Here is a 26,399-nt window from a genome sequence, read left to right on the forward strand (position 1 = left end):
CCCTCGGGAAGGCCATGCTGAACAAGTACGCGCGTGCCTTTTTCACGCGTGTCCTCACGCCGTTCGCCGCCCTGCTGCTCCGTCTCGGAGTCAGCCCGGACACGGTCACCCTGATCGGCACGGCCGGGGTGATGGCAGGTGCGCTGGTCTTCTTCCCGATGGGGGAGTTCTTCTGGGGCACGATCGTCATCACGATCTTCGTCTTCTCCGACCTGGTCGACGGGAACATGGCGCGGCAGGCGGGGATCTCCAGCCGCTGGGGCGCGTTCCTCGACTCGACCCTGGACCGGGTGGCGGACGGCGCGATCTTCGCCGGCTTCGCGCTCTGGTACGCGGGCAGCGGCGACGACAACGTGCTGTGCGCGGTCTCGATCTTCTGTCTGGCGAGCGGCCAGGTCGTCTCGTACACCAAGGCGCGCGGTGAGTCGATCGGGCTGCCGGTCGCGGTCAACGGGCTGGTGGAGCGGGCCGAGCGGCTGGTGATCTCGCTCGTCGCGGCCGGATTCGCGGGTCTGCACAAGTTCGGCGTGCCCGGGATCCAGGTGCTGCTGCCGATCGCGCTGTGGATCGTCGCCGTGGGCAGCCTGGTGACGCTGATCCAGCGGGTCGTGACGGTGCGCCGCGAGTCCGCGGAGGCCGACGCCGCCGCGGCCGTGGACCGGGGGAGCGAGGCCGCGCAGTGAGCGGTGCCCCCCGGCTCACCGAGCGTGTGAGCGACGGGCTGTACGGGCTGGGCTGGGCCGCGGTCCGCAAACTGCCCGAACCGGTGGCCCGCGGGCTGTTCCGGACGCTGGCCGATCAGGTGTGGCGGCGGCGCGGGAAGAGCGTGCTGCGGCTGGAGTCCAATCTGGCGCGGGTGGTGCCGGACGCGGATCCGGCGAGGCTCGCCGAACTGTCCCGGGCCGGGATGCGCTCCTACATGCGGTACTGGATGGAGTCGTTCCGGCTGCCCGCCTGGAGTCCGGCGCGGATCAAGGCGTCCATCGACGTGACGGACGCGCACCGGCTGACGGACGGTCTGGACAGCGGACGCGGGGTGATCCTCGCGCTGCCGCACCTGGGCAACTGGGATCTGGCCGGGGCGTGGGTGACCACGGACCTGAAGGTGCCGTTCACCACGGTCGCCGAGCGGCTGAAGCCGGAGTCGCTGTACGACCGGTTCGTGGCGTACCGCGAGGGGCTGGGCATGGAGGTCCTGCCGCACAACGGCGGGGCCGCGTTCGGGACGCTGGCGCGGCGGCTGCGGGCGGGCGGGCTGGTCTGCCTGGTCGCGGACCGCGATCTGTCGGCGTCGGGCGTGGAGGTGTCGTTCTTCGGCGCCACCGCGCGGATGCCCGCGGGCCCGGCCCTGCTGGCCCAGCAGACCGGCGCGCTGCTGCTGCCGGTGACGCTCTCGTACGACGACACGCCGGTGATGAAGGCGCGGATCCACCCGCCGGTGGAGGTGCCGGGGGAGGGTGACCGTACGCGGAAGACGTCGGTGATGACCCAGGCCCTGGCCGACGCCTTCGCCCGGGGCATCGCCGAGCATCCGGAGGACTGGCACATGCTGCAGCGCCTGTGGACCGACGACCTCGAACCCCGGGCCTGACGGCTCCCGGCCGCGCTCCTCGACCCGGCCTGCTCCGAACGAAAGGCCCCGCCGTGAAGATCGGCATCGTCTGCCCCTACTCCTGGGACGTACCGGGCGGTGTGCAGTTCCACATCCGTGATCTGGCCGAGCATCTGACCGGTCTCGGCCATCAGGTCTCGGTGCTGGCCCCGGCCGACGACGAGACGCCGCTGCCGCCGTACGTGGTCTCGGCGGGCCGGGCCGTGCCCGTCCCGTACAACGGCTCGGTCGCCCGGCTGAACTTCGGCTTCCTGTCGGCGGCCCGGGTGCGGCGCTGGCTGCACGACGGGACCTTCGACGTCGTGCACATCCACGAGCCGACCTCCCCGTCGCTGGGGCTGCTGACCTGCTGGGCGGCGCAGGGGCCGATCGTCGCCACCTTCCACACCTCCAATCCGCGCTCGCGGGCCATGATCGCCGCGTACCCGATCCTCCAGCCGGCGCTGGAGAAGATCAGCGCGCGCATCGCGGTCAGCGAGTACGCGCGCCGGACCCTGGTCGAGCATCTGGGCGGTGACGCGGTCGTCATCCCCAACGGCGTCGACGTGGACTTCTTCGCGTCGGCCGAGCCGCGGCCCGAGTGGCAGGGCTCCACCATCGGTTTCATCGGGCGGATCGACGAGCCCCGCAAGGGCCTGCCCGTCCTGATGCGCGCGCTGCCCGCGATCCTGGCGGCGCGGCCGGACGTCCGGCTGCTGGTGGCGGGCCGCGGCGACGAGGAGGAGGCCGTTGCCTCGCTGCCCCGCGAGATGCGCGCCCGCGTGGAGTTCCTCGGCATGGTGAGCGACGAGGACAAGGCGCGGCTGCTGCGCAGCGTCGACCTCTACGTCGCGCCCAACACCGGCGGCGAGAGCTTCGGCATCATCCTCGTGGAGGCGATGTCGGCCGGCGCGCCGGTCCTTGCCAGCGATCTGGACGCCTTCGCCCAGGTCCTGGACCAGGGCGCGGCCGGTGAACTCTTCGCCAACGAGGACGCGGACGCGCTGGCCGATGCGGCGGTCCGGCTGCTGGGCGACCCCGTCCGCCGCGCCGCGCTGCGCGAGCGCGGCAGCGCGCACGTACGGCGCTTCGACTGGTCGACGGTCGGCGCGGACATCCTCGCGGTGTACGAGACGGTCACCGACGGGGCCGCGTCGGTGGCGACCGACGAACGCACCGGGCTGCGGGCGCGGTTCGGGCTGAGCCGGGACCGGGAGCCGGGCGGTCAGCTGCGGGGCTGAGGCGGGGGTGCCGTCGGGGTTTCGGCGACGGGAGGCGGAACGGTGTCGTTCCGACGTCACGCTGCCGTTGCGACGGAACGGTTTCGTTCTGAGGGACGCTGCCGTTTCGGCGCGACGATTCCGTTGCGACGGGACCGTCTCGTCCCGATGGCACGGTCTCGTTGGGACGGATCGGTTTCGTTTCGGGGGACGCTCCCGTTTCGGCGCGACGTTTCCGTTGCGACGGGACCGTCTCGTCCCGATGGCACGGTCTCGTTGGGACGGATCGGTTTCGTTTCGGGGGACGCTCCCGTTTCGGCGCGACGCCCCCGTTGCGACGGGACCGTCTCGTTCCGACGCCACGGTCTCGTCGCGACGTAACCGTCCCGTTCCAGCGCAACGGCCCCGTCGCGACGAGACGGCCCCGTCCCGGCGGCACGCGCGCCGCCGGGACGCGGGACGGGTGCCCGCTCACCGGTAGCCTTGCCGCCCGTGACCGCAACCCTCATCTGGGCCGTCGTCGTCCTCGTCGCGATCGGCCTGTACCTCAGCTGGACCGCCGGCCGGCTCGACCGCCTGCACACCCGGATCGACGCGGCCCGTGCCGCCCTCGACGCCCAACTGCTGCGCCGCGCCTCGGTCACCCAGGAACTCGCCACCTCCGGACTCCTCGACCCGGCCTCCTCCATCGTGCTGTACGAGGCCGCGCACGCCGCCCGGCAATCGGAGGAGGAGCAGCGCGAGGTCGCCGAGAGCGAACTGAGCACCGCCCTGCGCGCCGTGTTCGGCGAGAGCGCCCAGGTGGAGGCGGTCAAGGAGGTGCCCGGCGGCGAGGAGGCGGCCTCGGAGCTGGCGGCCGCGGTGCGCAGGGTTCCGATGGCGCGCCGCTTCCACAACGACGCGGTGCGGGCCGCCCGCGCCCTGCGCCGTCACCGTACGGTGCGCTGGTTCCGGCTGGCGGGGCACGCCCCGTTCCCGATGGCCTTTGAGATGGACGACGAACCGCCGGTGGCCCTCGCGGACCGGCCCGCCGGCTGAACCGGGGCGGGACGAAGGGGACCCGCCCGCACCCGGACCCGTCCGCACCCGGCCCCAAAACGATCCACCGGCCCCTCATTGGCCCTTGCTGTGGACCGGTGCCCGGGAGTTTGCTCTGCAGTGCGCCACACCGCAGGCCAGACCACTCCTGGCACCCCCTTCTTCCGTAGTGAGGTCGATCCGTGTCCACGCTTCCCCGCACCCCGCAGTCCGCCGACGCCCCGGCCACCGGCACCGCCCGCGTCAAGCGCGGCATGGCCGAGCAGCTCAAGGGCGGCGTGATCATGGACGTCGTCAACGCCGAGCAGGCGAAGATCGCCGAGGACGCGGGTGCCGTGGCCGTCATGGCCCTGGAGCGGGTGCCCGCCGACATCCGCAAGGACGGCGGCGTGGCCCGGATGTCGGACCCGAACATGATCGAGGAGATCATCGAGGCCGTCTCCATCCCCGTCATGGCCAAGTCCCGGATCGGCCACTTCGTCGAGGCCCAGGTCCTCCAGTCGCTCGGTGTCGACTACATCGACGAGTCCGAGGTCCTGACCCCGGCGGACGAGGTCAACCACAGCGACAAGTTCGCCTTCACCACCCCGTTCGTCTGCGGTGCGACCAACCTGGGCGAGGCGCTGCGCCGTATCGCCGAGGGCGCGGCCATGATCCGCTCCAAGGGCGAGGCCGGCACCGGCAACGTCGTCGAGGCCGTCCGCCACCTGCGCCAGATCAAGAACGAGATCGCCCGGCTGCGCGGCTACGACAACAACGAGCTGTACGCCGCGGCCAAGGAGCTGCGTGCCCCGTACGAGCTGGTCAAGGAGGTCGCCGAGCTGGGCAAGCTGCCCGTTGTGCTGTTCTCCGCCGGCGGTGTCGCCACCCCGGCCGACGCCGCGCTGATGCGCCAGCTCGGTGCCGAGGGCGTCTTCGTCGGCTCCGGCATCTTCAAGTCCGGCGACCCGGCCAAGCGCGCCGCCGCGATCGTCAAGGCCACCACCTTCTACGACGACCCGAAGATCATCGCGGACGCCTCCCGCAACCTGGGCGAGGCCATGGTCGGCATCAACTGCGACACCCTGCCCGAGGCCGAGCGCTACGCCAACCGCGGCTGGTAGCCACCATGAGCGACACTCCTGTGATCGGCGTCCTGGCCCTTCAGGGCGACGTACGGGAACACCTGATCGCCCTGGCCTCGGCGGACGCCCTGGCCAGGCCGGTCCGGCGTCCCGAGGAACTCGCCGAGGTCGACGGTCTGGTCGTTCCCGGCGGCGAGTCGACCACCATGTCGAAGCTGGCCGCCCTGTTCGGCATGATCGAACCCCTCCGCGAGCGGGTGGCGGCCGGGATGCCGGTCTACGGCACCTGCGCCGGGATGATCCTGCTCGCCGACAAGATCCTCGACCCGCGCTCGGGCCAGGAGACGATCGGCGGCATCGACATGATCGTGCGCCGTAACGCTTTCGGGCGGCAGAACGAGTCCTTCGAGGCGGCCGTCGACGTCGCCGGCATCGAGGGCGGGCCGGTCGAGGGCGTCTTCATCCGGGCCCCCTGGGTGGAGTCGGTGGGCGCCCGCGCCAGGGTCGTGGCCGAGTACGGTGGGCATATCGTGGCGGTTCGGCAGGAAAACGCCCTCGCCACGTCGTTCCACCCGGAACTGACCGGTGACCACCGGGTTCACGCCTACTTCGTGGACATGGTGCGCACAGCCACCTGATTCGATCCCGGTAGGATCTCTCGGGTTCGTACGGAATTTGGTGACGCGAAGGAGAAGGCAGATGTCCGGCCACTCTAAATGGGCTACGACGAAGCACAAGAAGGCCGTGATTGATGCCAAGCGCGGCAAGCTCTTCGCGAAGATGATCAAGAACATCGAGGTCGCCGCGCGCACCGGCGGCGCCGATGTGTCGGGCAACCCGACCCTCTTCGACGCCATCCAGAAGGCGAAGAAGAGCTCGGTCCCGAACAAGAACATCGACTCGGCGGTCAAGCGCGGCGCCGGTCTCGAAGCCGGTGGCGCCGACTACGAGACGATCATGTACGAGGGCTACGGCCCCAACGGTGTCGCGGTGCTCATCGAGTGCCTCACCGACAACCGCAACCGCGCCGCCTCCGACGTCCGCGTCGCCATGACCCGCAACGGCGGCTCGATGGCCGACCCGGGCTCGGTCTCGTACCTGTTCAACCGCAAGGGCGTCGTGATCGTCCCCAAGGGCGAGCTGTCCGAGGACGACGTGCTGGGCGCCGTGCTCGACGCGGGTGCCGAGGAGGTCAACGACCTCGGCGACACCTTCGAGGTGCTCAGCGAGGCCACCGACATGATCGCGGTCCGCACCGCGCTCCAGGAGGCCGGCATCGACTACGACTCGGCCGAGGCCAACTTCGTCCCGACCATGCAGGTCGAGCTGGACGAGGAGGGCGCACGCAAGATCTTCAAGCTGATCGACGCGCTGGAGGACAGCGACGACGTGCAGAACGTCTTCGCCAACTTCGACGTCTCCGACGAGGTCATGGAGAAGGTCGACGCCTGATCCGGCGCCGTACGCCGGCACGGTTCCTGCGACGGGCCGACGGGGACACACCCCGTCGGCCCGTCGCATTGTCAGTGCGAGCCGATAGCCTGCCAGAACAGTTGACCGATCGGCGGGGAGGGACGGGACGTGCGCGTTCTCGGGGTGGACCCCGGGCTGACCCGGTGCGGGGTCGGCGTCGTCGAGGGAGTGGCCGGACGGCCCCTGACGATGCTCGGGGTGGGTGTCGTGCGCACCCCGGCCGACGCGGAGCTGGGCCACCGGCTGGTGGCCATCGAGCGCGGCATCGAGGCCTGGCTCGACGAGCACCGTCCCGAGTTCGTGGCGGTCGAGCGGGTCTTCGCCCAGCACAACGTCCGTACGGTGATGGGCACCGCCCAGGCCAGTGCCGTGGCCATGCTCTGCGCCTCCCGGCGCGGTATCCCCGTCGCCCTGCACACCCCCAGCGAAGTCAAGGCCGCTGTCAGCGGCAACGGACGCGCCGACAAGGCGCAGGTCGGGGCCATGGTCACCCGGCTCCTGCGGCTGGACGCACCCCCGAAGCCCGCCGACGCGGCGGACGCCCTCGCCCTCGCCATCTGCCACATCTGGCGCGCCCCCGTGATCAACCGCCTCCAGCAGGCGCACGCGGCGGCCGCCGCCGGCCGCACCCCGCGCGTCCCGCGCACCGCAGCAGCACCCGTCCGGAAGGTCCCCCGATGATCGCCTTCGTCAGCGGCCCCGTCGCCGCGCTCGCCCCGACCACGGCCGTCATCGAGGTCGGCGGCGTCGGCATGGCCGTCCAGTGCGCGCCGAACACCCTGGCCGCGCTGCGCGTCGGCCAGGAGGCCAGACTCGCCACCTCCCTCGTCGTGCGCGAGGATTCCCTGACGCTCTACGGCTTCGCCGACGACGACGAGCGCCAGGTCTTCGAACTGCTCCAGACCGCCAGCGGCGTCGGACCCCGGCTCGCCCAGGCGATGCTGGCCACCCACACCCCCGACGCCCTGCGGATCGCCGTGGCCACCGGCGACGAGAAGGCGCTGACCGCCGTCTCCGGCATCGGCAAGAAGGGGGCCCAGAAGCTCCTGCTCGAACTCAAGGACCGCCTCGGCGAACCGGTCGGCACCGGCCACGCCCCCCAGGGCATCGGCACGGCCGTTACCGCCTCCTGGCGCGACCAGCTCCAGGCAGCCCTGATCGGCCTCGGCTACGCCACCCGCGAGGCGGACGAGGCGGTCACCGCCGTGGCACCCCGGGCCGAGGCCGCCCTTGCCGAGGGCGCCGCACCCCCCGTGCCGCAACTGCTGCGCGCCGCCCTCCAGACCCTCAACCGGGCCCGCTGAGCGGCTCCGGGCACCACCCCCGACACCGGACCCGGCCCCCGGGACCCGGCACCGAAAGATCCGAGGCGGGACAGACGAGATGAACTGGGACGAGACCGGCCCCGACACCGGCGAGCTGCTCGACGAGCGCCTCGTCGACGCCGGCGCGGACGGCGAGGACACCGCGGTCGAGGCGGCGCTGCGCCCCCGGGACCTCGACGAGTTCGTCGGCCAGGAGAAGGTCCGCGAGCAGCTCGACCTCGTCCTCAAGGCCGCCCGCGCCCGCGGCGCCACCGCCGACCACGTGCTGCTCTCCGGCGCCCCCGGCCTCGGCAAGACCACCCTCTCCATGATCATCGCCGCGGAGATGGCCGCCCCGATCCGGATCACCTCCGGGCCCGCCATCCAGCACGCCGGGGACCTCGCGGCCATCCTCTCCTCCCTCCAGGAGGGCGAGGTCCTTTTCCTCGACGAGATCCACCGCATGTCGCGGCCGGCCGAGGAGATGCTCTACATGGCCATGGAGGACTTCCGTGTCGACGTGATCGTCGGCAAGGGACCCGGCGCCACCGCCATCCCCCTGGAGCTTCCCCCCTTCACCCTGGTAGGCGCGACCACCCGGGCCGGACTCCTGCCGCCCCCGCTCCGTGACCGCTTCGGGTTCACCGGACACATGGAGTTCTACGCCCCGGCCGAACTGGAACGGGTGATTCACCGCTCCGCCGGACTCCTCGACGTGATCATCGACGCCGAGGGCGCCGCGGAGATCGCCGGACGCTCCCGGGGCACCCCCCGTATCGCCAACCGGCTGCTGCGCCGCGTCCGGGACTATGCCCAGGTCAAGGCCGACGGACGGATCGACCGGGAGACCGCCGCGGCCGCCCTGTCGGTCTACGAGGTGGACGCCCGGGGGCTCGACCGCCTGGACCGGGCGGTGCTGGAGGCCCTGCTGAAGCTGTTCGGCGGCGGCCCGGTCGGCCTGTCCACCCTCGCGGTCGCCGTGGGGGAGGAGCGCGAGACGGTCGAGGAGGTCGCGGAGCCCTTCCTCGTACGGGAAGGACTGCTGGCCAGGACGCCGCGCGGGCGGGTCGCCACCCCCGCGGCCTGGGCCCATCTGGGGCTGGTGCCGCCGCAGCACGGCGGAAAGGGACAACAGGGCCTGTTCGGGGCGTGATGCGTCACAGGTTGACCCGCACAGGAACCACGGAGCCATGCTGGGCGTTGTTCCATCGATGCGGACTCGCTTAGACTCCGCCGATGCCGCCCTTAAAGGTCGGTGTACCCACCCCCGTAGACCAGGCCGCTTTCGAGTGCGGTCGTGCGAAGGAAAATCGTCCCGTGAATCCCGTGACTCTCCTCCCCTTCATCGTGCTCATCGGGGCCATGTTCCTGATGACGCGGTCCGCCAAGAAGAAGCAGGCGGCTGCCGTGGCCATGCGCAACGACATGCAGCCCGGCACCGGCGTCCGCACGATCGGGGGCATGTACGCCACCGTCAAGGAGCTTCACGACGACACGGTTCTCCTTGAGGTCGCCCCCGGCGTCCACGCCGTCTACGCGAAGAACGCCATCGGCGCGGTGCTCGACGACGCGGAGTACAACCGCATCGTCCACGGCGACGAGGACGAGCTGGACGTCGATGGCGCGGTCGTGCCGGACGACGCCTCCTCGCTGACCGAGGCCGACGACGCCCCCGCCGACGCCAAGACGGACCTGGTCAAGAAGACCGGTTCCGACGAGGTCGACGCCGAGGAGAGCGACGGCAAGGCCGACGAGAAGCCCGAGGGCAAGGCCGACGGCGAGCCCGACGCGAAGTAGCACACGATCCGGGGATGGTTCCGAGCCCACAGGCGTCGGGCCGTCCCCGGGACGTGCGGTCTTCTGCGGGGGCGGGTCCCCACTAAACTTCGTGGCCGCTCGGGCGCGTACCCGGCGCGGGGCGGTTGGACAGGGAGAAACGAGAAGGTGGCAGCACCGAAGAAGGGCCGGCGCCCGGCCGGTGGTCAGGGGAGGCCGGGGCGTTCCCTGGCCCTGATCCTGATCGCCATGGTCGCGCTCACCGGCGGGATGTTCCTGGCGGACCAGCCGACGCCGCGTCTCGGCATCGACCTGGCGGGTGGCACGTCCATCACGCTGGAGGCGAAGGCCGAACCGGGCCAGGAATCGGCGATCAACAAGACCAACATGGACACCGCGGTCCAGATCATGGAACGCCGCGTCAACGGTCTTGGCGTCTCCGAGGCCGAGGTCCAGACCCAGGGCGATCGCAACATCATCGTCAACATCCCCAAGGGTACGAACTCGGCCCAGGCCCGCGAGCAGGTCGGCACCACGGCCAAGCTCTACTTCCGGCCCGTGCTGACCGTCGCCGCAGGCACGCCGACCCCCGAGCCGAGCGCCTCGTCCACCGGCAAGGCCAGCCCGTCGCCCAAGCCGAGCGCCTCCGCCTCGGAGCAGGCGAACGGCTCCTCGGCCAAGCCGAGCGCGAGCGCCACCACCCAGGGCCGCGCGGTCACCGGCGCCCTGAAGGCCGACTCCACGCCGTCGCCCTCGGCCAGTGCCTCGTCGAAGGCGAGTGCCACCCCCGAGGCGAGCGCCACCCCGACGGCCTCCGCCGAGGAGCAGGCGGCCGCCGCCGACCTGCAGAAGAAGTTCGAGGCGCTGGACTGCTCCACCAAGGCCGCACGTTCCAAGGCGGCCGCGGGCTCCAAGGCCACCGACACGGTCGTCGCCTGTGAGCAGGACGGCAGCGCCAAGTACATCCTCGGTCCCGCCGAGGTCGACGGCACCGACGTGGACAGCGCCAAGGCCGCGATCAACCAGCAGACCGGCCAGTGGATCGTCCAGATGGAGTTCACCGGCGGCGGAGCCAAGAAGTTCAACAAGACCACGGGCAAGCTGGCCCAGCAGCAGTCGCCGCAGAACCAGTTCGCCATCGCCCTCGACAACGAGGTCGTCTCGGCCCCGTCCGTGCGCGAGGCGCTGAGCGCCAACGCCGAGATCTCCGGCAGCTTCACCCAGCAGTCCGCCGAGGACCTGGCCAACGTGCTCTCCTACGGTGCGCTCCCGCTCTCCTTCCAGGAGCAGAGCGTCACCACCGTCACCGCCGCACTCGGCGGCGAGCAGCTGCGGGCCGGCCTCATCGCCGGTGCCATCGGCCTGGCCCTCGTGGTCGTCTACCTCGTGGCCTACTACCGCGGACTGGCGTTCATCGCCCTGCTCAGCCTGCTGGCCTCCGGCATCCTGACCTACACGATCATGTCGCTCCTCGGCCCGGCCATCGGCTTCGCGCTGAACCTGCCGGCGGTCTGCGGCGCCATCGTGGCCATCGGTATCACCGCGGACTCGTTCATCGTGTACTTCGAACGCATCCGGGACGAGATCCGTGAGGGCCGTACGCTGCGCCCCGCCGTCGAGCGGGCCTGGCCGCGCGCCCGGCGCACCATCCTCGTCTCCGACTTCGTGTCGTTCCTCGCCGCCGCGGTCCTCTTCGTGGTCACCGTCGGCAAGGTCCAGGGCTTCGCGTTCACGCTGGGTCTCACCACCCTGCTCGACGTGGTCGTGGTGTTCCTCTTCACCAAGCCGGTCATGACGATCATGGCCCGGAAGAAGTTCTTCGCCAGCGGCCACCCCTGGTCCGGACTGGACCCGAAGCGGCTCGGTGCCAAGCCCCCGCTGCGCCGCTCGCGCCGTGTCAACGCCCCCACCGACCCGAAGGAGGCGTGAGATGTCGCGACTCGGCAATCTCGGCGCCCGTCTCTACCGCGGTGAGGTCGGCTACGACTTCATCGGCAAGCGGAAGATCTGGTACGGCGTCTCGATCCTGATCACCATCACGGCCATCCTCGGCCTGGCGGTCAGCGGCCTGAACATGGGCATCGAGTTCAAGGGCGGCGCCGTCTTCACCACCCCGAAGACGTCCGCCACGGTCTCCCAGGCCGAGGACCTGGCCACGGAGGCCTCCGGCCACCAGGCCATCGTCCAGAAGCTGGGCAACGGCACCCTGCGCATCCAGATCACCGAGGTCGACACCGCCAAGTCCGACGAGATCAAGGACGAGCTCTCCAAGGGCCTGAACGTCCCGAGCGAGAAGATCGCCGCCGACCTGGTCGGCCCCAGCTGGGGTGAGCAGATCGCCAACAAGGCCTGGACCGGCCTCGGCGTCTTCATGGTCCTCGTGGTGATCTACCTGGCGATCGCCTTCGAATGGCGCATGGCCGTCGCGGCCCTCGCCGCGCTGATCCACGACATCACCATCACCGTCGGCGTCTACGCCCTGGTCGGCTTCGAGGTCACACCGGGCACGGTCATCGGTCTGCTGACGATCCTCGGTTACTCCCTCTACGACACGGTCGTCGTCTTCGACAGCCTCAAGGAGGGCACGCAGGGGATCACCAAGCAGACCCGGTGGACGTACAGCGACATCGCCAACCGCTCCATCAACGGAACGCTGGTCCGCTCGATCAACACCACCGTCGTGGCCCTGCTGCCGGTCGCCGGTCTGCTGTTCATCGGCGGCGGTGTCCTCGGCGCCGGCATGCTGAACGACATCTCGCTGGCCCTCTTCGTCGGCCTCGCCGCCGGTGCGTACTCCTCGATCTTCATCGCCACGCCGCTCGTCGCCGACCTCAAGGAACGCGAACCGCAGATGAAGGCCCTGAAGAAGCGGGTCCTCGCCAAGCGCGCCGCCGCCGCGGCCAAGGGCGAGTCCGTCGACACCGGTGAGGACAACGGGTCCCCCGAGGACGCCGCGCCCGCCGGTGCGGTCGTCGGCCAGCGCCAGGAGCCCCCGACGGGCCACGGCCGGACCGGAGGGAAGCGCCGATGACCAGCACCGCGGAGGGCACCCGCGAGCTGCTCCTCAGCCGCATCCGGGACGTGGCGGACTACCCGAAGCCGGGCGTGATGTTCAAGGACATCACCCCGCTGCTCGCGGACCCGGTCGCCTTCACGGCCCTCACGGACGCCCTCGCGGAGCTGTGCGTACGGCACGGCGCCACGAAGATCGTCGGCCTGGAGGCCCGCGGCTTCATCCTGGCCGCCCCGGTCGCCGTCCGCGCCGGCCTCGGCTTCGTCCCGGTCCGCAAGGCCGGGAAGCTGCCGGGCGCCACGCTCAGCCAGGCGTACGAGCTGGAGTACGGCACCGCGGAGATCGAGATCCACGCGGAGGACCTGTCGGCCGACGACCACGTCATGGTCATCGACGACGTCCTGGCCACCGGTGGTACCGCCGCCGCCTCGCTGGAGCTCATCCGGCGGGCCGGGGCCCGGGTCGCCGGTGTCAGCGTCCTCATGGAGCTGGGCTTCCTGGCCGGCCGTGAGCGCCTCACCCCGGACCTGCAGGGCGCCCCTCTGGAAGCCCTGATCACGGTCTGACCGCACGCCGCACCACCACCGACGGGCACCCGGGAACAATCCGGGTGCCCGTCGGCGTTGTGACTCCTCTCCCGGTCCCCGGGGGAGGACCGGCCCTCGGGTCGATACGATGGCCCTTCCGGGTGTCCGGATCCGCACGAGGAGCGCTCTTGCCAGACGAGGCCCAGCCAGTCGCCGCCCCGCAGCCCGACGAGCCCGCGGCGGCCTCCGCCACGCCCGCGAAGCAACCGCCCGCGGAGAAGCCGAAGCCCCCGGCACCGCAGCCCGGCACGGGCCCCGCCCCGGCCGCGGCGAACGGGCCCGCGCCCGCCGCGCCCAGTCAGCCGGCCGCCCCCGCCTCCCCGGCCCCCAGCGCGCCCAAACCGCCCGCGAAGCCCGCGCCGACCGCCCCCGCCAGCTCGGCGTCCCGTACCGGGGGCTCCTCCAACCGGGTCCGCGCCCGCCTCGCCCGCCTCGGCGTCCAGCGCTCCAGCCCGTACAACCCCGTGCTGGAACCACTGCTGCGCATCGTCCGCGGCAACGACGCCAAGACCGAGGCGTCCACGCTCCGCCAGATCGAGCGCGCCTACCAGGTCGCCGAGCGCTGGCACCGCGGCCAGAAGCGCAAGAGCGGCGACCCGTACATCACCCACCCGCTCGCCGTGACGACGATCCTCGCCGAGCTGGGTATGGATCCGGCCACTCTGATGGCGGGACTGCTGCACGACACCGTCGAGGACACCGAGTACGGGCTGGACACCCTCCGCAAGGACTTCGGCGACCAGGTGGCCCTGCTCGTCGACGGCGTCACCAAACTCGACAAGGTCAAGTTCGGCGAGGCCGCCCAGGCCGAGACCGTGCGCAAGATGGTCGTCGCCATGGCCAAGGACCCCCGGGTCCTCGTCATCAAGCTGGCCGACCGTCTCCACAACATGCGCACCATGCGCTACCTCAAGCGGGAGAAGCAGGAGAAGAAGGCCCGCGAGACGCTGGAGATCTACGCCCCCCTCGCCCACCGCCTGGGCATGAACACCATCAAGTGGGAGCTGGAGGACCTCGCCTTCGCGATCCTCTACCCCAAGATGTACGACGAGATCGTCCGGCTCGTCGCCGAGCGGGCGCCCAAGCGCGACGAGTACCTCGCCATAGTGACCGACGAGGTCCAGGCCGACCTGCGCGCCGCCCGTATCAAGGCGACCGTCACCGGACGGCCCAAGCACTACTACAGCGTCTACCAGAAGATGATCGTGCGAGGCCGGGACTTCGCCGAGATCTACGACCTGGTGGGCATCCGGGTACTCGTCGACACCGTCCGCGACTGCTACGCGGCGCTCGGCACCGTCCACGCGCGATGGAATCCGGTCCCCGGCCGGTTCAAGGACTACATCGCGATGCCCAAGTTCAACATGTACCAGTCGCTGCACACCACGGTGATCGGCCCCAGCGGCAAGCCCGTCGAGCTCCAGATCCGGACCTTCGACATGCACCGCCGCGCCGAGTACGGCATCGCCGCGCACTGGAAGTACAAGCAGGAGGCCGTCGCCGGCGCCTCCAAGGTGCGCACCGACGTCCCCAAGAACACCGGGCGGGGCCAGGACACCGTCAACGACATGGCGTGGCTGCGCCAGCTCCTGGACTGGCAGAAGGAGACCGAGGACCCCAGCGAGTTCCTGGAGTCCCTGCGCTTCGACCTCTCGCGCAACGAGGTCTTCGTCTTCACGCCGAAGGGCGACGTGATAGCGCTTCCGGCCGGGGCGACCCCGGTCGACTTCGCGTACGCCGTCCACACGGAGGTCGGCCACCGCACGATAGGAGCACGGGTCAACGGGCGGCTCGTCCCGCTGGAGTCCACGCTCGACAACGGCGACCTCGTGGAGGTCTTCACCTCCAAGGCGGCCGGAGCGGGTCCCTCGCGCGACTGGCTCGGCTTCGTCAAGTCGCCGCGGGCCCGCAACAAGATCCGGGCCTGGTTCTCCAAGGAACGCCGCGACGAGGCGATCGAGCAGGGCAAGGACGCCATCGCGCGCGCCATGCGCAAGCAGAACCTGCCGATCCAGCGCATCCTGACCGGCGACTCGCTGGTCACCCTCGCCCACGAGATGCGCTACCCCGACATCTCCTCGCTCTACGCGGCGATCGGCGAGGGCCATGTGGCCGCCGCCGGCGTCGTGCAGAAGCTGGTCCAGGCGCTCGGCGGCGAGGACGCGGCCAGCGAGGACCTGGAGGAGAGCACCCCGCCCTCCCGCAGCCGCGCCAAGCGCCGCTCCAACGCCGATCCGGGCGTCGTGGTCAAGGGCGTCGAGGACGTCTGGGTGAAGCTCGCCCGCTGCTGCACCCCCGTGCCGGGCGACCCCATCATCGGCTTCGTCACCCGCGGCAGCGGCGTCTCCGTGCACCGGGCCGACTGCGTCAACGTCGACTCGCTGTCGCAGCAGCCCGAGCGGATCCTCGACGTCGAATGGGCCCCGACCCAGTCCTCCGTCTTCCTGGTCGCCATCCAGGTCGAGGCGCTGGACCGCTCCCGGCTCCTCTCGGACGTCACCCGGGTCCTGTCCGACCAGCACGTCAACATCCTGTCGGCGGCCGTGCAGACCTCCCGCGACCGGGTGGCCACCTCGCGCTTCACCTTCGAGATGGGCGACCCCAAGCACCTCGGCCACGTCCTGAAGGCCGTACGGGGCGTGGAGGGCGTCTACGACGTGTACCGGGTGACCTCGGCGCGCAGGCCGTAACCCGGTCCCGTACGCCGTACGCACACAGCAGAGGGGCCCCTCCGCACGAAGCGGAAGGGCCCCTCTCGCACACGGCCGGAGCCGGCGGTCAGCCGCCGAACTCCTCCAGGCCCTTGAGCGCCTGGTCCAGCAGCGCCTGCCGTCCCTCCAGCTCACGGGCCAGCTTGTCGGCACGGGCGTTGTTGCCCGAGGCGCGCGCGGTGTCGATCTGCGTCCGCAGCTTGTCGACGGCCGCCTGGAGCTGCCCGGTCAGACCCGCGGCACGGGCCCGCGCCTCCGGGTTGGTCCGGCGCCACTCCGCCTCCTCGGCCTCCTGGAGCGCCCGCTCCACGGCCTGCATCCGCCCCTCGACCTTCGGACGGGCGTCGCGCGGCACATGGCCGATGGCCTCCCAGCGCTCGTTCAGGCCCCGGAACGCGGCACGGGCCGCCTTCAGGTCCGTCACCGGCACCAGCTTCTCGGCCTCGGCGGCGAGCTCCTCCTTGAGCTTGAGGTTCTCGCCCTGCTCCGCGTCACGCTCCGCGAAGACCTCGCCGCGCGCGGCGAAGAAGACGTCCTGGGCACCGCGGAAACGGTTCCACAGATCGTCCTCGGCCTCGCGCTGGGCGCGGCCCGCGGCCTTCCACTCGGTCATCAGATCGCGGTAGCGGGCCGCCGTGGCACCCCAGTCCCGGGACCCGGAGAGCGACTCGGCCTCGGCGACCAGCCGCTCCTTGACCTTGCGGGCCTCCTCGCGCTGGGCGTCCAGCGAGGCGAAGTGGGCCTTGCGCCGCTTGGAGAAGGCGGAGCGGGCGTGCGAGAAGCGGTGCCACAGCTCGTCGTCGGACTTGCGGTCGAGCCGGGGCAGGCCCTTCCAGGTGTCCACGAGCGCCCGCAGCCGCTCGCCCGCCGCACGCCACTGCTCGCTGCGCGCCAGCTCCTCGGCCTCGGCGACCAGCGCCTCCTTGGCCAGCTTGGCCTCGTCGGTCTGCTTCGCCTTCTGGGCCTTGCGCTCCTCACGCCGCGAGTCGACCGTCGCCACCAGGGCGTCCAGCCGCTTGCGCAGCGCGTCCAGGTCCCCGACGGCGTGGTGCTCGTCGACCTGGGCGCGCAGATGCTCGATGGCGGTGGTCGCGTCCTTCGCGGACAGATCGGTGGTCCTCACCCGCCGTTCGAGGAGGCCGATCTCGACCACAATGCCCTCGTACTTGCGCTCGAAGTAGGCCAGGGCCTCCTCCGGAGAACCGGCCTGCCACGATCCGACGACCTGCTCGCCGTCGGCTGTACGCACGTACACGGTGCCTGTCTCGTCGACACGGCCCCACGGGTCGCTGCTCACAGCGCCTCCTCCACCTGATGCCCGCGAAGGGGTTCGCCCCCCTGGCATCGTCCACAGTTTCCTGGGGCGGGCAGCGCCCGCCCTGCACGACGCCAATCTAGGCGACGCGCCGCCCGGCTGTCCGCACTCAGCGCGGCCGAAATTATCCGGCCGCACCGAGCGCGTTCCCGCGGGTTCACCCCTTGTCGACGGTGACCTTCGAGATGTTCACGGCCTTCTTCGGCGCACCGTCGGCCGCGCCGCCGTCCACGCCCGCCTTGCCGACCGCCTCGACGACCTTCAGGGAGTCCTTGTCCATCGTGCCGAACGGCGTGTACGTGGGCGGCAGCTTGCTGTCCTTGTACACGAGGAAGAACTGGCTGCCGCCGGTGTGCTGCTGGCCGGTGTTGGCCATCGCCACCGTGCCCGCCGGGTACGTCACCGTGCCGTCGGCGCCCGCCTTGCCCAGGGCCGTCAGGTTCTCGTCCGGGATCGTGTACCCGGGACCGCCGGTGCCGTCGCCCTTCGGGTCGCCGCACTGGAGGACGAAGATGCCGTCCGTCGTCAGCCGGTGGCACTTCGTGCCGTCGAAGAACTTCTTGTCCGCGAGCGACTTGAAGGAGTTGGTGGTGTGCGGCGTCTTGGCCGCGTCCATCGTGAACGCGATGTCGCCCTGGCTCGTCTTGAGCGACATCGTGTACGACGCCTTCTTGTCGATCTTCATCGCCGGTTCGGGCTCGGCCTTCTCGCTCGCCGAGGGCGAGGGCTCCGCGGACGGACTGGTGCTCGCCGACGCGGCCGCCTTGTCGCTCTTGTCGTCGTCGCCGCTGGTGGCGAGGTACGTGGCACCCGCGATGACCGCCACCACGGCCACCGAGGAGGTGATGACGACCGTCAGCCGCCTCGTCCTGCGACGGGCCTCCTCACGGCGCTGCTGCTGCCGCTCGAACTTCTCCCTGGCGAGCTGCCGCCGCCGCTGATCGCTGCTGACCACCGGGTGATCTCCTTGTACGTCGTGTGACCGGGCCTGCGTTGCCCCGTACCGTATACGCGTTGGCTGTGGAATGAGGAGCGCCGGTAGGCTCTGAACTGCTGCGACCTCGCAGCCGACCTCTCGTCGGACGACCATTAAGGACGATCGTGCTGATTGCCGGGTTCCCGGCCGGGGCCTGGGGGACCAACTGTTACCTGGTCGCCCCCGCCGCGGGCGAGGAGTGCGTGATCATCGACCCGGGCCACCAGGCGGCTCCCGGCGTCGAGGACGCGCTGAAGAAGCATCGGCTCAAGCCGGTCGCGGTGATCCTCACGCACGGCCACATCGACCACGTCGCCTCGGTCGTCCCCGTCTGCGGGGCGCACGACGTCCCGGCGTGGATCCACCCCGAGGACCGGTACATGATGAGCGACCCGGAGAAGGCCCTCGGCCGCTCCATCGGGATGCCGCTCATGGGTGAGCTGACCGTCGGCGAGCCGGACGACGTCAAGGAGCTGAGCGACGGCGCCCGGCTCCGGCTGGCGGGCATGGAGTTCGGCGTCTCGCACGCGCCCGGCCATACCAAGGGGTCGGTGACGTTCGGGATGCCCGAGGCCGCGGATGTTCCGCCGGTCCTCTTCTCGGGCGACCTGCTCTTCGCCGGCTCCGTCGGACGTACCGACCTGCCCGGCGGCGACCCCGTCGAACTCCTCGAGTCGCTGGCCCGTGTGTGCCTGCCGCTCGACGACTCGACGGTGGTGCTGTCCGGCCACGGCCCCCAGACCACCATCGGACGCGAACGCGCCACCAACCCGTACCTCAGCGGTGCGGCCGCGCCCCGACGAGGAATGTGACGAGAGACATCGTGAGCACCTTCAAGGCCCCCAAGGGCACGTACGACCTGACCCCGCCCGACTCCGCGAAGTTCCTCGCGGTGCGCGAGGCGATCGCCGCCCCCCTGAAGAACTCGGGCTACGGATACATCGAGACGCCCGGCTTCGAGGACGTCGCCCTCTTCTCCCGCGGCGTCGGCGAGTCCACCGACATCGTCACCAAGGAGATGTACACCCTCACCACCAAGGGCGGCTCCCAGCTGGCGCTGCGCCCCGAGGGCACCGCCTCCGTGCTGCGCGCCGCGCTGGAGGCCAACCTCCACAAGGCCGGCAATCTGCCCGTCAAGCTCTGGTACTCCGGCTCGTACTACCGCTACGAGCGCCCCCAGAAGGGCCGCTACCGCCACTTCTCGCAGGTGGGCGCCGAGGCGATCGGCGCCGAGGACCCGGTCCTCGACGCCGAGCTGATCATCCTCGCCGACCAGGCGTACCGGGACCTCGGCCTGCGCGAGTTCCGCATCCTGCTCAACTCGCTGGGGGACCGCGAGTGCCGCCCGGTCTACCGCGAGGCGCTCCAGACCTTCCTGCGCGACCTGGACCTCGACGAGGAGACCCGGCGCCGCATCGAGATCAACCCGCTGCGGGTCCTCGACGACAAGCGCCCCGAGGTCCAGAAGCAGCTGGCCGGGGCACCGGTGCTGCGCGACTACCTCTGCGACGCCTGCAAGGCGTACCACGAGCAGGTCCGCGACCTGCTCAGCGAGGCGGGCGTCGTCTTCGAGGACGACGAGAAGCTCGTCCGCGGTCTGGACTACTACACCCGCACCACCTTCGAGTTCGTCCACGACGGACTGGGCTCCCAGTCCGCGGTGGGCGGCGGCGGACGGTACGACGGGCTCTCCGAGATGATCGGCGGCCCCGCGCTGCCCTCGGTCGGCTGGGCCCTCGGCGTGGACCGTACGGTGCTCGCCCTGGAGGCGGAGGGCGTCGTGCTCGAACTGCCCCCCACCACCAGCGTCTTCGCCGTCCCGCTCGGGGAGGACGCGCGCCGGGTGCTGTTCGGTGTCGTCACCCGGCTGCGCCGCGAGGGCGTGGCCGCGGACTTCGCGTTCGGCGGTCGGGGCCTGAAGGGCGCCATGAAGAGCGCCAACCGCTCGGGCGCACGGTTCACGATCGTGGCCGGTGAACGCGATCTGGCCGAAGGCGTCGTGCAGCTCAAGGACATGGAGTCCGGCGAGCAGACCGCCGTTCCCCTGTCCGATGTCGTCGAGACGGTCCGCGCCCGCCTCGTCTGACCCACGGCAACACCCCGACCGACGCGCCCCGTTGACCTCGACGTCAACGGGGCGCCGGTCGTTTTCACCCCGGCGGGCGATTTACCCGGAGCGCGGGCGGACCCTGCCGACGGGCGGTCGCGGCAACGAGGCCCCGGCACCACCGCGTTCGGCACCCGGCGGAGCCCTTGCCGTGTGCGCGTCTTTATCCGCATCGAACGGAGAAGCGGAGGAACCGTACGGCACAATGACCCTGCCCCAGCAGGCCACTCACTGACGGAACGGCGATATGACGACTGCAGCGGTTGACCATCCCTCCTCCGACCAGGACGAGGACCGCGGGACGCGGACCATCGGCGGCGGCCGCGCGCTGGCGCTGCTGCTGGTGATCACGGGCGCCGCCGGACTCCTCGCCGCCTGGGTCATCACGATCGACAAGCTGAAGCTCGCGGAGGACCCCACCTTCGTGCCCGGGTGCAGCCTCAACCCGGTGGTGGCCTGCGGCAACATCATGAAGAGCGAGCAGGCGGCGGCGTTCGGCTTCCCCAACCCGATGCTCGGCATGGCCACCTACCCGGTGATCATCGGCATCGGTCTCGCGCTGCTCGCCGGGGCCCGCTTCCGCGCCTGGTACTGGCTGGGCATGAACGCCGGCATGCTCTTCGGCGTCGGCTTCTGCACCTGGCTGCAGTACCAGTCGCTGTACAACATCAACTCGCTCTGCCTGTGGTGCTGCCTGGCCTGGGTCGCCACGATCTTCATGTTCTGCTACGTCACCGTGCACAACATCAAGCACCGGATCATCCCCGCGCCCGCCTGGCTGCGCAACGGCCTCACCGAGTTCCACTGGGTGCCCCCGGTCCTGTGGGTGGGCATCATCGGCATGCTGATCCTGACCCGCTGGTGGGACTTCTGGACCAGCTGACCGGACCCCTCCCACCGCCGGGCCCGCACCGGCCCGGCGGCGTTGTCAGTGGGGTGGCATAGGCTTCGAGACGTGGAGCCCGACCTCTTTACCGCAGCCGCCGAAGACCGCCAGGAGAAGGATCCGTCCAGCAGCCCCCTCGCTGTGCGGATGCGTCCGCGTACGTTGGACGAGGTCGTCGGCCAGCAGCATCTGCTCAAGCCGGGTTCCCCCCTGCGCCGCCTGGTCGGCGAGGGCGGCGGAGGACCGGCGGGCCCCTCGTCGGTGATCCTCTGGGGTCCTCCGGGGATCGGGAAGACGACCCTGGCGTACGTGGTCAGCAAGGCGACGAACAAGCGATTCGTCGAGCTCTCCGCCATCACCGCGGGCGTCAAGGAAGTACGGGCCGTGATCGAGGGCGCCCGCCGCGCCACCGGGGGCTACGGCAAGGAGACCGTCCTCTTCCTGGACGAGATCCACCGCTTCTCCAAGGCGCAGCAGGACTCCCTGCTCCCGGCCGTGGAGAACCGCTGGGTCACGCTGATCGCCGCGACCACCGAGAATCCCTACTTCTCGATCATCTCCCCGCTGCTCTCGCGCTCGCTGCTGCTGACGCTGGAATCCCTCACCGACGACGATCTGCGCGGACTGCTGGACCGCGCCCTGACCGACGAACGGGGACTGGGCGGCGCGGTGGCGCTGGACGAGGACGCCCGGGAGCATCTGCTGCGGGTGGCCGGCGGAGACGCGCGCCGGGCGCTGACGGCCCTGGAGGCCGCGGCGGGCGCCGCGCTGGCCAAGCACGAGAAGGCGATCACGCTCTCCACGGTGGAGGAGACCGTCGACCGGGCGGCCGTGAAGTACGACCGGGACGGCGACCAGCACTACGACGTGGCGAGCGCGCTGATCAAGTCGATCCGCGGTTCCGACGTCGACGCGGCACTGCACTACCTGGCCCGGATGATCGAGGCGGGGGAGGACCCCCGCTTCATCGCCCGTCGGCTGATGATCTCGGCCAGCGAGGACATCGGCCTCGCCGATCCCACGGCACTGCCGACGGCGGTCGCCGCGGCCCAGGCGGTGGCGATGATCGGCTTCCCCGAGGCGGCCCTCACCCTCAGCCACGCCACGATCGCGCTGGCCCTCGCCCCGAAGTCCAACGCGGCCACCCTGGCGATCTCCGCCGCCCAGGAGGACGTGCGCAAGGGGCTGGCCGGACCGGTGCCCGCGCATCTGCGCGACGGCCACTACAAGGGCGCCGCCCAGCTCGGTCACGCCCAGGGCTATGTCTATCCGCACGACGTCCCGGGCGGTATCGCCGCCCAGCAGTACGCCCCCGACGCGGTCCGCGGCAAGCGCTACTACCGGCCCACGCGCTACGGAGCCGAGGCGCGGTACGCGGATGTGGCCGACCGGGTCCGCGAGCGGCTGGGCCGCGCGGACGGCGCGGGCGACGCGGACGCCTCGTAACGGGATCCGGGGCGCCGGGACGGTCTCAGGCCGCGGCTGCCTGGAAGAGGATGTGCAGGGCGTGGCTCAGCTCCGCCGCGTCGCGCACCGGCTCGGGGAACTCGAAGCGCGCGTCGAAGCAGGTGCCGCCGGGTGCGACGACGCGGACCCGCAGCCCCAGCCGGTCCAGCGCGAGCGGTACGACGGCCGGTCCGTCCGCCGTACCGGATCCGGTGCCGCGCTCCCCGAGCAGCGCGCACAGGGTTCCCAGGGTGTCGCCGTGGGCCGCGTGCAGATGCTGGAGCAGCTCCGTCTCGTGGGCGGCGAGCGGGTCGGCGGACGCGTCCCGCAGTTCCTCGCGGGTGACGGGGCCCGCGCCCCAGAGGTCCTCGACATGGATCTCGGCCGTCTCCAGGCAGAGCACCGTCCGGCCGGGGCCCGCGAGGCCCGGCACCGCGGTGAGCCGGCCGCAGATCCGGGCCCGGCCCCGCACGCGGTGCGGTACGGCGACCGGGGCGACGTCCGTGATCTCCAGCACGCCGGCCGGCTCCCCGCCCCGGGGGTGCGTCACGGCCCGTACGACCGGGGAGGACGAGGGGAACTCAAGGAAGAGATCGCCGTCCGGACCGACGCTCCTGGACAGCGGCTCCGGACCGTCCGGGGCGGCCGCCGAGGCCCCGGGAACGAGCAGCACCGCGGAGCAGGTACTCTGTACGAGAGTTCGTGTGCGCTCGGCTGCTGACGGCATCCGTGTGTTTTCAAGCCCGCTGGGACGCGGCTGACCACGATCTGATCGGTCCTCCGTCATCTCGACGCCATCGAGCGCGTCGACGCTGTCTGTGCTGTCCGTGACGTGTGTGGTGTTCCCAGGGCGAGACATGCGATCTCCTTGAGTAAGGTGAGCCTAACCTAACCTATTTCGGAGGTCTGGAGAACGTGCCTAATCAGTCGCGTCCCAAGGTCAAGAAGAGCCGCGCGCTCGGCATCGCGCTGACGCCGAAGGCCGTCAAGTACTTCGAGGCCCGCCCCTACCCGCCGGGCGAGCACGGCCGTGGCCGCAAGCAGAACTCGGACTACAAGGTCCGTCTGCTGGAGAAGCAGCGTCTGCGTGCGCAGTACGACATCAGCGAGCGCCAGATGGTGCGCGCCTACGACCGTGCCAAGAAGGCCGAGGGCAAGACGGGCGAGGCGCTGGTCGTCGAGCTGGAGCGCCGTCTCGACGCGCTGGTCCTGCGTTCCGGTATCGCCAAGACGATCTACCAGGCCCGCCAGATGGTCGTCCACGGCCACATCGAGGTCAACGGTGGCAAGGTCGACAAGCCGTCGTTCCGCGTCCGCCCGGACGACATCGTCATGGTCCGCGAGCGCAGCCGCGACAAGCACCCCTTCCAGGTGGCCCGTGAGGGTGGCAACGACACGGACGGCGAGACGCCGCGCTACCTGCAGGTGAACCTGAAGGCCCTGGCCTTCCGCCTTGACCGGGACCCGAACCGCAAGGAAATCCCGGTGATCTGCGACGAGCAGCTCGTCGTCGAGTACTACGCCCGCTGATTCAGGCGTAGCCGCTCAACACCGGCGTTTCAGGCCCGCCCCTCCCCGACCGGGGAGGTGGCGGGCTTTCGCGTACGCCCGGCCGGGGGCCGCGCACCGGGCGGATCCCCGGTGTCGGACGACCGGCCCCCGCCCGCCAGGGCCCTCGCCACCATCGCGTCCGCCGCGAGCCGGCCGCCCGCCCGCAGCCGCCCCGCGTACGCCTCCTCGCCCATCGCGTCCCGGCACAGCTCCTCGCACCGCGTGCGGGGCCCGCCGTAGTACGCCGAGCCGAACAGCGGGAGTCCGACCGACGGCCAGACCCGGTCGGCCGCCCCTTGCAGCAGCGCCGCCTCGGCGGCGTCCCCCTCCACCGCCGTGACCAGGGCCAGCAGCTCCACCGCGAGCACGGTGCCGAGCCGGTCGTGGAAGGAGTGGCTGCCGGACAGGGACTGTCCCAGCAGCTCCCGGGCGTGCGCGGGGCGGCCCTGCTGGAGGGCGGCGAACCCGAGGACGTACAGCGCGTAGCCGTGCGCCCAGCGCTCGCCGTGGTCCTCGCAGATCTCCCGGACCTCCTCGCAGATCTCGGCCGCGCCCTGCGGATCGCCCTGGAAGCCCACGGCCATGGCCAGCTCGATCCGGGCCATCAGCACATTGCTGTTCAGTTCGCCGATGTCCCGGTAGCGGCCGATCGCCTCCTTCAGGAGGGTGCGGGCGCGCTCCATGTCGTCCGTGACCAGGGCCAGACAGCCGGTGCGATGCACCGCGTAGGCGGCGGCCACGGCGTCGCCCGTCCGCTCCGCCTCCTCCCGGCACTCGGTCAGCGCCGAGATCGCGACGACCGGATCGCCCTGGAGGACCGCGACGTAGCCCAGCACCCACAGGGCCTTGAGCCGGGAGGAGTCGTACGGGGACTCCTCGGCCAGCACATGGTCCAGCCAGTGCCGGCCCTCCGCGAGGCGCCCGCAGCCGACCCAGAGGAACCAGAGCGTGCCCGCCAGGTACTGCGCGAGATGCGTCTCCTCGGGGCACTCCAGGGAGCACTCCATGGCCCGGCGCAGATTGGGCAGCTCGCTCTCGGCCCGCACGGCCACCTCGGCCTGGCGGGGGCTGAACCAGTCGAGCTCGCACCAGGTCGCGAGACCCAGGAACCAGTCCCGGTGGCGGCGGCGCAGCCGGTCCGTGTCGCCCGTCGCCGCCAGCCACTCGGCGCCGTACTCCCGCATCGTGTCGAGCATCCGGTAGCGGGTTCCGGCCGGGGAGTCCTCGCACAGCACGACGGACTGCGCCAGCAGTCCGGAGAGCACGTCGAGCACGGAGTCGGCCGGCAGCTCCGGGCCGCTGCAGATGTACTCGACCGCCTCCAGGTCGAAGGAGCCGGCGAAGACCGAGAGCCGGGCCCACAGCAGCCGCTGGCCCGGCGCGCACAGTTCGTGGCTCCAGCCGATGGCCGTGCGCAGTGTCTGGTGGCGGGCGAGCGCTCCCCGGCTCCCGCCGGTGAGCAGCCGGAAACGGTCGTCGAGACGCTGGAGCACCTGCTCGGCCGAGAGCGCGCGCAGCCGCCCCGCCGCCAGCTCCAGCGCGAGCGGGATCCCGTCGAGCCGCCGGCACAGCTCCCGGGCGGCCTCCCGACTGCCCTCCGTCAGCCGGAAACCCGGCCGCACCGCCGCCGCGCGCTCGGCGAAGAGCCGCAGCGCGTCCTCGTCGCCCATCGTGGCCAGCGGGTACACCGCCTCCCCGTCCAGTTCCAGCGGCAGCCGGCCGGCGGCCAGCACCCGCAGCCCCGGCGAGCGCCGCAGCAGCTCACGCACCAGCTCCGCGCAGGCGTCGACGAGATGTTCGTAGCCGTCGATCACCAGCAGGAGCCGGCGGTCCGCGCAGTGGCCGAGGACGGTGGCGCGCGGGGACCGCGTGGTGTGGTCCGTCAGGCCGAGGGCGGCGGCCAGCGCGTGCTCCAGCAGCGCCGGATCGTGGACGGCGGACAGCTCCACCAGCCAGGCACCGTCGCAGTACCGTTTCTCCAGCAGCGCCGCGGCCCGCGTGACCAGACGGGTCTTGCCCACCCCGCCCACCCCCACGACGGTGACGAGCCGGGACTCCTCCAGCATCCGTGCCACATCGGCCAGTTCGTCCCGGCGCCCCACGAACCCGCTCAGTTCGGCCGGGAGGTTGCCCGGGTGGCAGGGCGCACAGGTCTCGTGCGCGGAGGCGGGGGTGTCCGCCGCGTCGGGGGAGCCGGGGGAGGGGACGGAGCGCTGAGGGCGTCGCATGAAACACGCAGAGTACTGGCCCGAAAGCGCTCCGTACAATCACGGTGCCGGAACTCCCTCCGCGCCGGGCGACAATGCGGTACAGGGCGTGAGCCCCGGCGCGATAGGCTCAA

General features: G+C 71.3%; 23 protein-coding genes and 1 pseudogene. 20 read left to right on the forward strand and 4 right to left on the reverse strand.

From position 1 onward, the window contains the following. The first annotated feature begins 14 nt into the window (after nt 1–14). The 15 genes from pgsA to ACFVDM_RS27995 all read left to right on the forward strand — a co-directional run bounded on the left by pgsA (nt 15) and on the right by ACFVDM_RS27995 (nt 15,756). Nucleotides 15–683 (forward strand): phosphatidylinositol phosphate synthase, encoded by a 669-nt coding sequence (gene pgsA, locus ACFVDM_RS27925; protein WP_383645964.1) that lies wholly within the window; start codon nt 15–17, stop codon nt 681–683. Beyond that, nucleotides 680–1,591 carry a phosphatidylinositol mannoside acyltransferase gene (locus ACFVDM_RS27930; RefSeq protein ID WP_383645968.1) on the forward strand — a complete coding sequence of 304 codons (912 nt, stop codon included), beginning with the start codon at nt 680–682 and terminating at the stop codon, nt 1,589–1,591. The genes pgsA and ACFVDM_RS27930 overlap by 4 nt, the downstream gene beginning before the upstream one ends. A gap of 53 nt (nt 1,592–1,644) precedes the next feature. Next, complete coding sequence (locus tag ACFVDM_RS27935) at nt 1,645–2,832, forward strand: glycosyltransferase family 4 protein (protein ID WP_383645971.1); 1,188 nt, start codon at nt 1,645–1,647, stop codon at nt 2,830–2,832. A 471-nt stretch (nt 2,833–3,303) separates the two neighbouring features. Further along, the gene (locus ACFVDM_RS27940) at nt 3,304–3,849 is read left to right on the forward strand and encodes a hypothetical protein (RefSeq protein WP_383645977.1); all 546 of its coding nucleotides are present in this window, start codon (nt 3,304–3,306) and stop codon (nt 3,847–3,849) included. 182 nt (nt 3,850–4,031) lie between these two features. Then, the gene (gene pdxS / locus ACFVDM_RS27945; RefSeq protein ID WP_383645980.1) at nt 4,032–4,952 is read left to right on the forward strand and encodes a pyridoxal 5'-phosphate synthase lyase subunit PdxS; all 921 of its coding nucleotides are present in this window, start codon (nt 4,032–4,034) and stop codon (nt 4,950–4,952) included. A gap of 5 nt (nt 4,953–4,957) precedes the next feature. Then, nucleotides 4,958–5,551, forward strand: coding sequence for a pyridoxal 5'-phosphate synthase glutaminase subunit PdxT (gene pdxT / locus ACFVDM_RS27950; protein WP_383645985.1), 594 nt, complete (start codon nt 4,958–4,960; stop codon nt 5,549–5,551). 61 nt (nt 5,552–5,612) lie between these two features. Beyond that, entirely contained in the window at nt 5,613–6,365 is a 753-nt protein-coding gene (locus ACFVDM_RS27955; protein WP_383645989.1) for a YebC/PmpR family DNA-binding transcriptional regulator, read from the forward strand. 129 nt (nt 6,366–6,494) lie between these two features. Continuing rightward, the gene (ruvC, locus tag ACFVDM_RS27960; RefSeq protein ID WP_383645992.1) at nt 6,495–7,067 is read left to right on the forward strand and encodes a crossover junction endodeoxyribonuclease RuvC; all 573 of its coding nucleotides are present in this window, start codon (nt 6,495–6,497) and stop codon (nt 7,065–7,067) included. Further along, nucleotides 7,064–7,690 (forward strand): Holliday junction branch migration protein RuvA, encoded by a 627-nt coding sequence (ruvA, locus tag ACFVDM_RS27965; protein ID WP_383645995.1) that lies wholly within the window; start codon nt 7,064–7,066, stop codon nt 7,688–7,690. The genes ruvC and ruvA overlap by 4 nt, the downstream gene beginning before the upstream one ends. A 79-nt stretch (nt 7,691–7,769) precedes the next feature. Continuing rightward, nucleotides 7,770–8,843 carry a Holliday junction branch migration DNA helicase RuvB gene (ruvB, locus tag ACFVDM_RS27970; protein ID WP_383645998.1) on the forward strand — a complete coding sequence of 358 codons (1,074 nt, stop codon included), beginning with the start codon at nt 7,770–7,772 and terminating at the stop codon, nt 8,841–8,843. 164 nt (nt 8,844–9,007) lie between these two features. Then, a complete protein-coding gene (yajC, locus tag ACFVDM_RS27975) occupies nt 9,008–9,487 on the forward strand; it encodes a preprotein translocase subunit YajC (protein ID WP_383646001.1) in 480 nt (159 codons plus the stop codon). A gap of 147 nt (nt 9,488–9,634) precedes the next feature. Then, nucleotides 9,635–11,395, forward strand: a complete 1,761-nt coding sequence (secD, locus tag ACFVDM_RS27980; protein ID WP_383646004.1) for a protein translocase subunit SecD — start codon at nt 9,635–9,637, stop codon at nt 11,393–11,395. A gap of 1 nt (nt 11,396) precedes the next feature. Then, a complete protein-coding gene (gene secF, locus ACFVDM_RS27985; protein WP_383646007.1) occupies nt 11,397–12,497 on the forward strand; it encodes a protein translocase subunit SecF in 1,101 nt (366 codons plus the stop codon). Beyond that, a complete protein-coding gene (locus ACFVDM_RS27990) occupies nt 12,494–13,045 on the forward strand; it encodes an adenine phosphoribosyltransferase (protein WP_383646010.1) in 552 nt (183 codons plus the stop codon). Before secF ends, ACFVDM_RS27990 begins: the two co-directional genes overlap by 4 nt. A 149-nt stretch (nt 13,046–13,194) precedes the next feature. Continuing rightward, nucleotides 13,195–15,756 carry a RelA/SpoT family protein gene (locus ACFVDM_RS27995; RefSeq protein WP_383646012.1) on the forward strand — a complete coding sequence of 854 codons (2,562 nt, stop codon included), beginning with the start codon at nt 13,195–13,197 and terminating at the stop codon, nt 15,754–15,756. Between the two features lie 88 nt (nt 15,757–15,844). On the opposite strand, the gene ACFVDM_RS28000 is transcribed toward ACFVDM_RS27995, so the two are convergent. Both ACFVDM_RS28000 and ACFVDM_RS28005 read right to left on the reverse strand, forming a co-directional pair. Then, nucleotides 15,845–17,074 (reverse strand): DUF349 domain-containing protein, encoded by a 1,230-nt coding sequence (locus ACFVDM_RS28000; RefSeq protein WP_383646015.1) that lies wholly within the window; start codon nt 17,072–17,074, stop codon nt 15,845–15,847. A 175-nt stretch (nt 17,075–17,249) separates the two neighbouring features. Further along, nucleotides 17,250–18,047, reverse strand: a complete 798-nt coding sequence (locus tag ACFVDM_RS28005; RefSeq protein ID WP_383646018.1) for a peptidylprolyl isomerase — start codon at nt 18,045–18,047, stop codon at nt 17,250–17,252. 146 nt (nt 18,048–18,193) lie between these two features. On the opposite strand from ACFVDM_RS28005, the gene ACFVDM_RS28010 reads away from it, so the two are divergent. From ACFVDM_RS28010 to ACFVDM_RS28025, 4 genes are all read left to right on the forward strand, one after another. Further along, a complete protein-coding gene (locus tag ACFVDM_RS28010) occupies nt 18,194–18,880 on the forward strand; it encodes an MBL fold metallo-hydrolase (RefSeq protein WP_383646021.1) in 687 nt (228 codons plus the stop codon). Between the two features lie 11 nt (nt 18,881–18,891). Further along, entirely contained in the window at nt 18,892–20,154 is a 1,263-nt protein-coding gene (gene hisS, locus ACFVDM_RS28015) for a histidine--tRNA ligase (RefSeq protein WP_383646024.1), read from the forward strand. Nucleotides 20,155–20,422: 268 nt separating this feature from the next. Then, nucleotides 20,423–21,058, forward strand: a complete 636-nt coding sequence (locus tag ACFVDM_RS28020) for a vitamin K epoxide reductase family protein (protein WP_383646027.1) — start codon at nt 20,423–20,425, stop codon at nt 21,056–21,058. 72 nt (nt 21,059–21,130) lie between these two features. Then, a complete protein-coding gene (locus tag ACFVDM_RS28025) occupies nt 21,131–22,507 on the forward strand; it encodes a replication-associated recombination protein A (protein WP_383646031.1) in 1,377 nt (458 codons plus the stop codon). Nucleotides 22,508–22,532: 25 nt separating this feature from the next. On the opposite strand, the gene ACFVDM_RS28030 is transcribed toward ACFVDM_RS28025, so the two are convergent. Further along, nucleotides 22,533–23,234 carry a DUF2470 domain-containing protein gene (locus ACFVDM_RS28030; RefSeq protein ID WP_383646035.1) on the reverse strand — a complete coding sequence of 234 codons (702 nt, stop codon included), beginning with the start codon at nt 23,232–23,234 and terminating at the stop codon, nt 22,533–22,535. Between the two features lie 188 nt (nt 23,235–23,422). Here ACFVDM_RS28030 and rpsD point away from each other — a divergent pair, with 188 nt between their 5' ends. After that, the gene (rpsD, locus tag ACFVDM_RS28035) at nt 23,423–24,037 is read left to right on the forward strand and encodes a 30S ribosomal protein S4 (RefSeq protein WP_383646038.1); all 615 of its coding nucleotides are present in this window, start codon (nt 23,423–23,425) and stop codon (nt 24,035–24,037) included. A gap of 1 nt (nt 24,038) precedes the next feature. On the opposite strand, the pseudogene ACFVDM_RS28040 reads toward rpsD, so the two are convergent. Beyond that, nucleotides 24,039–26,286: pseudogene (locus ACFVDM_RS28040) on the reverse strand (ATP-binding protein). Between the last annotated feature and the right edge of the window lie 113 nt (nt 26,287–26,399).

This window comes from Streptomyces sp. NPDC057682 (genome assembly GCF_042799575.1).
Lineage (GTDB): Bacteria > Actinomycetota > Actinomycetes > Streptomycetales > Streptomycetaceae > Streptomyces.

Bases quoted from the DNA above. Each gene is read 5' to 3' on its own strand.
- pgsA (WP_383645964.1), top strand. From the start codon at position 15: ATGCTGAACAAGTACGCGCGTGCCTTTTTCACGCGTGTCCTCACGCCG.
- pdxT (WP_383645985.1), top strand. From the start codon at position 4,958: ATGAGCGACACTCCTGTGATCGGCGTCCTGGCCCTTCAGGGCGACGTA.
- ACFVDM_RS27955 (WP_383645989.1), top strand. From the start codon at position 5,613: ATGTCCGGCCACTCTAAATGGGCTACGACGAAGCACAAGAAGGCCGTG.
- ruvA (WP_383645995.1), top strand. From the start codon at position 7,064: ATGATCGCCTTCGTCAGCGGCCCCGTCGCCGCGCTCGCCCCGACCACG.
- ruvB (WP_383645998.1), top strand. From the start codon at position 7,770: ATGAACTGGGACGAGACCGGCCCCGACACCGGCGAGCTGCTCGACGAG.
- secF (WP_383646007.1), top strand. From the start codon at position 11,397: ATGTCGCGACTCGGCAATCTCGGCGCCCGTCTCTACCGCGGTGAGGTC.
- ACFVDM_RS27990 (WP_383646010.1), top strand. From the start codon at position 12,494: ATGACCAGCACCGCGGAGGGCACCCGCGAGCTGCTCCTCAGCCGCATC.
- ACFVDM_RS28020 (WP_383646027.1), top strand. From the start codon at position 20,423: ATGACGACTGCAGCGGTTGACCATCCCTCCTCCGACCAGGACGAGGAC.
- ACFVDM_RS28030 (WP_383646035.1), bottom strand. From the start codon at position 23,234: ATGCCGTCAGCAGCCGAGCGCACACGAACTCTCGTACAGAGTACCTGC.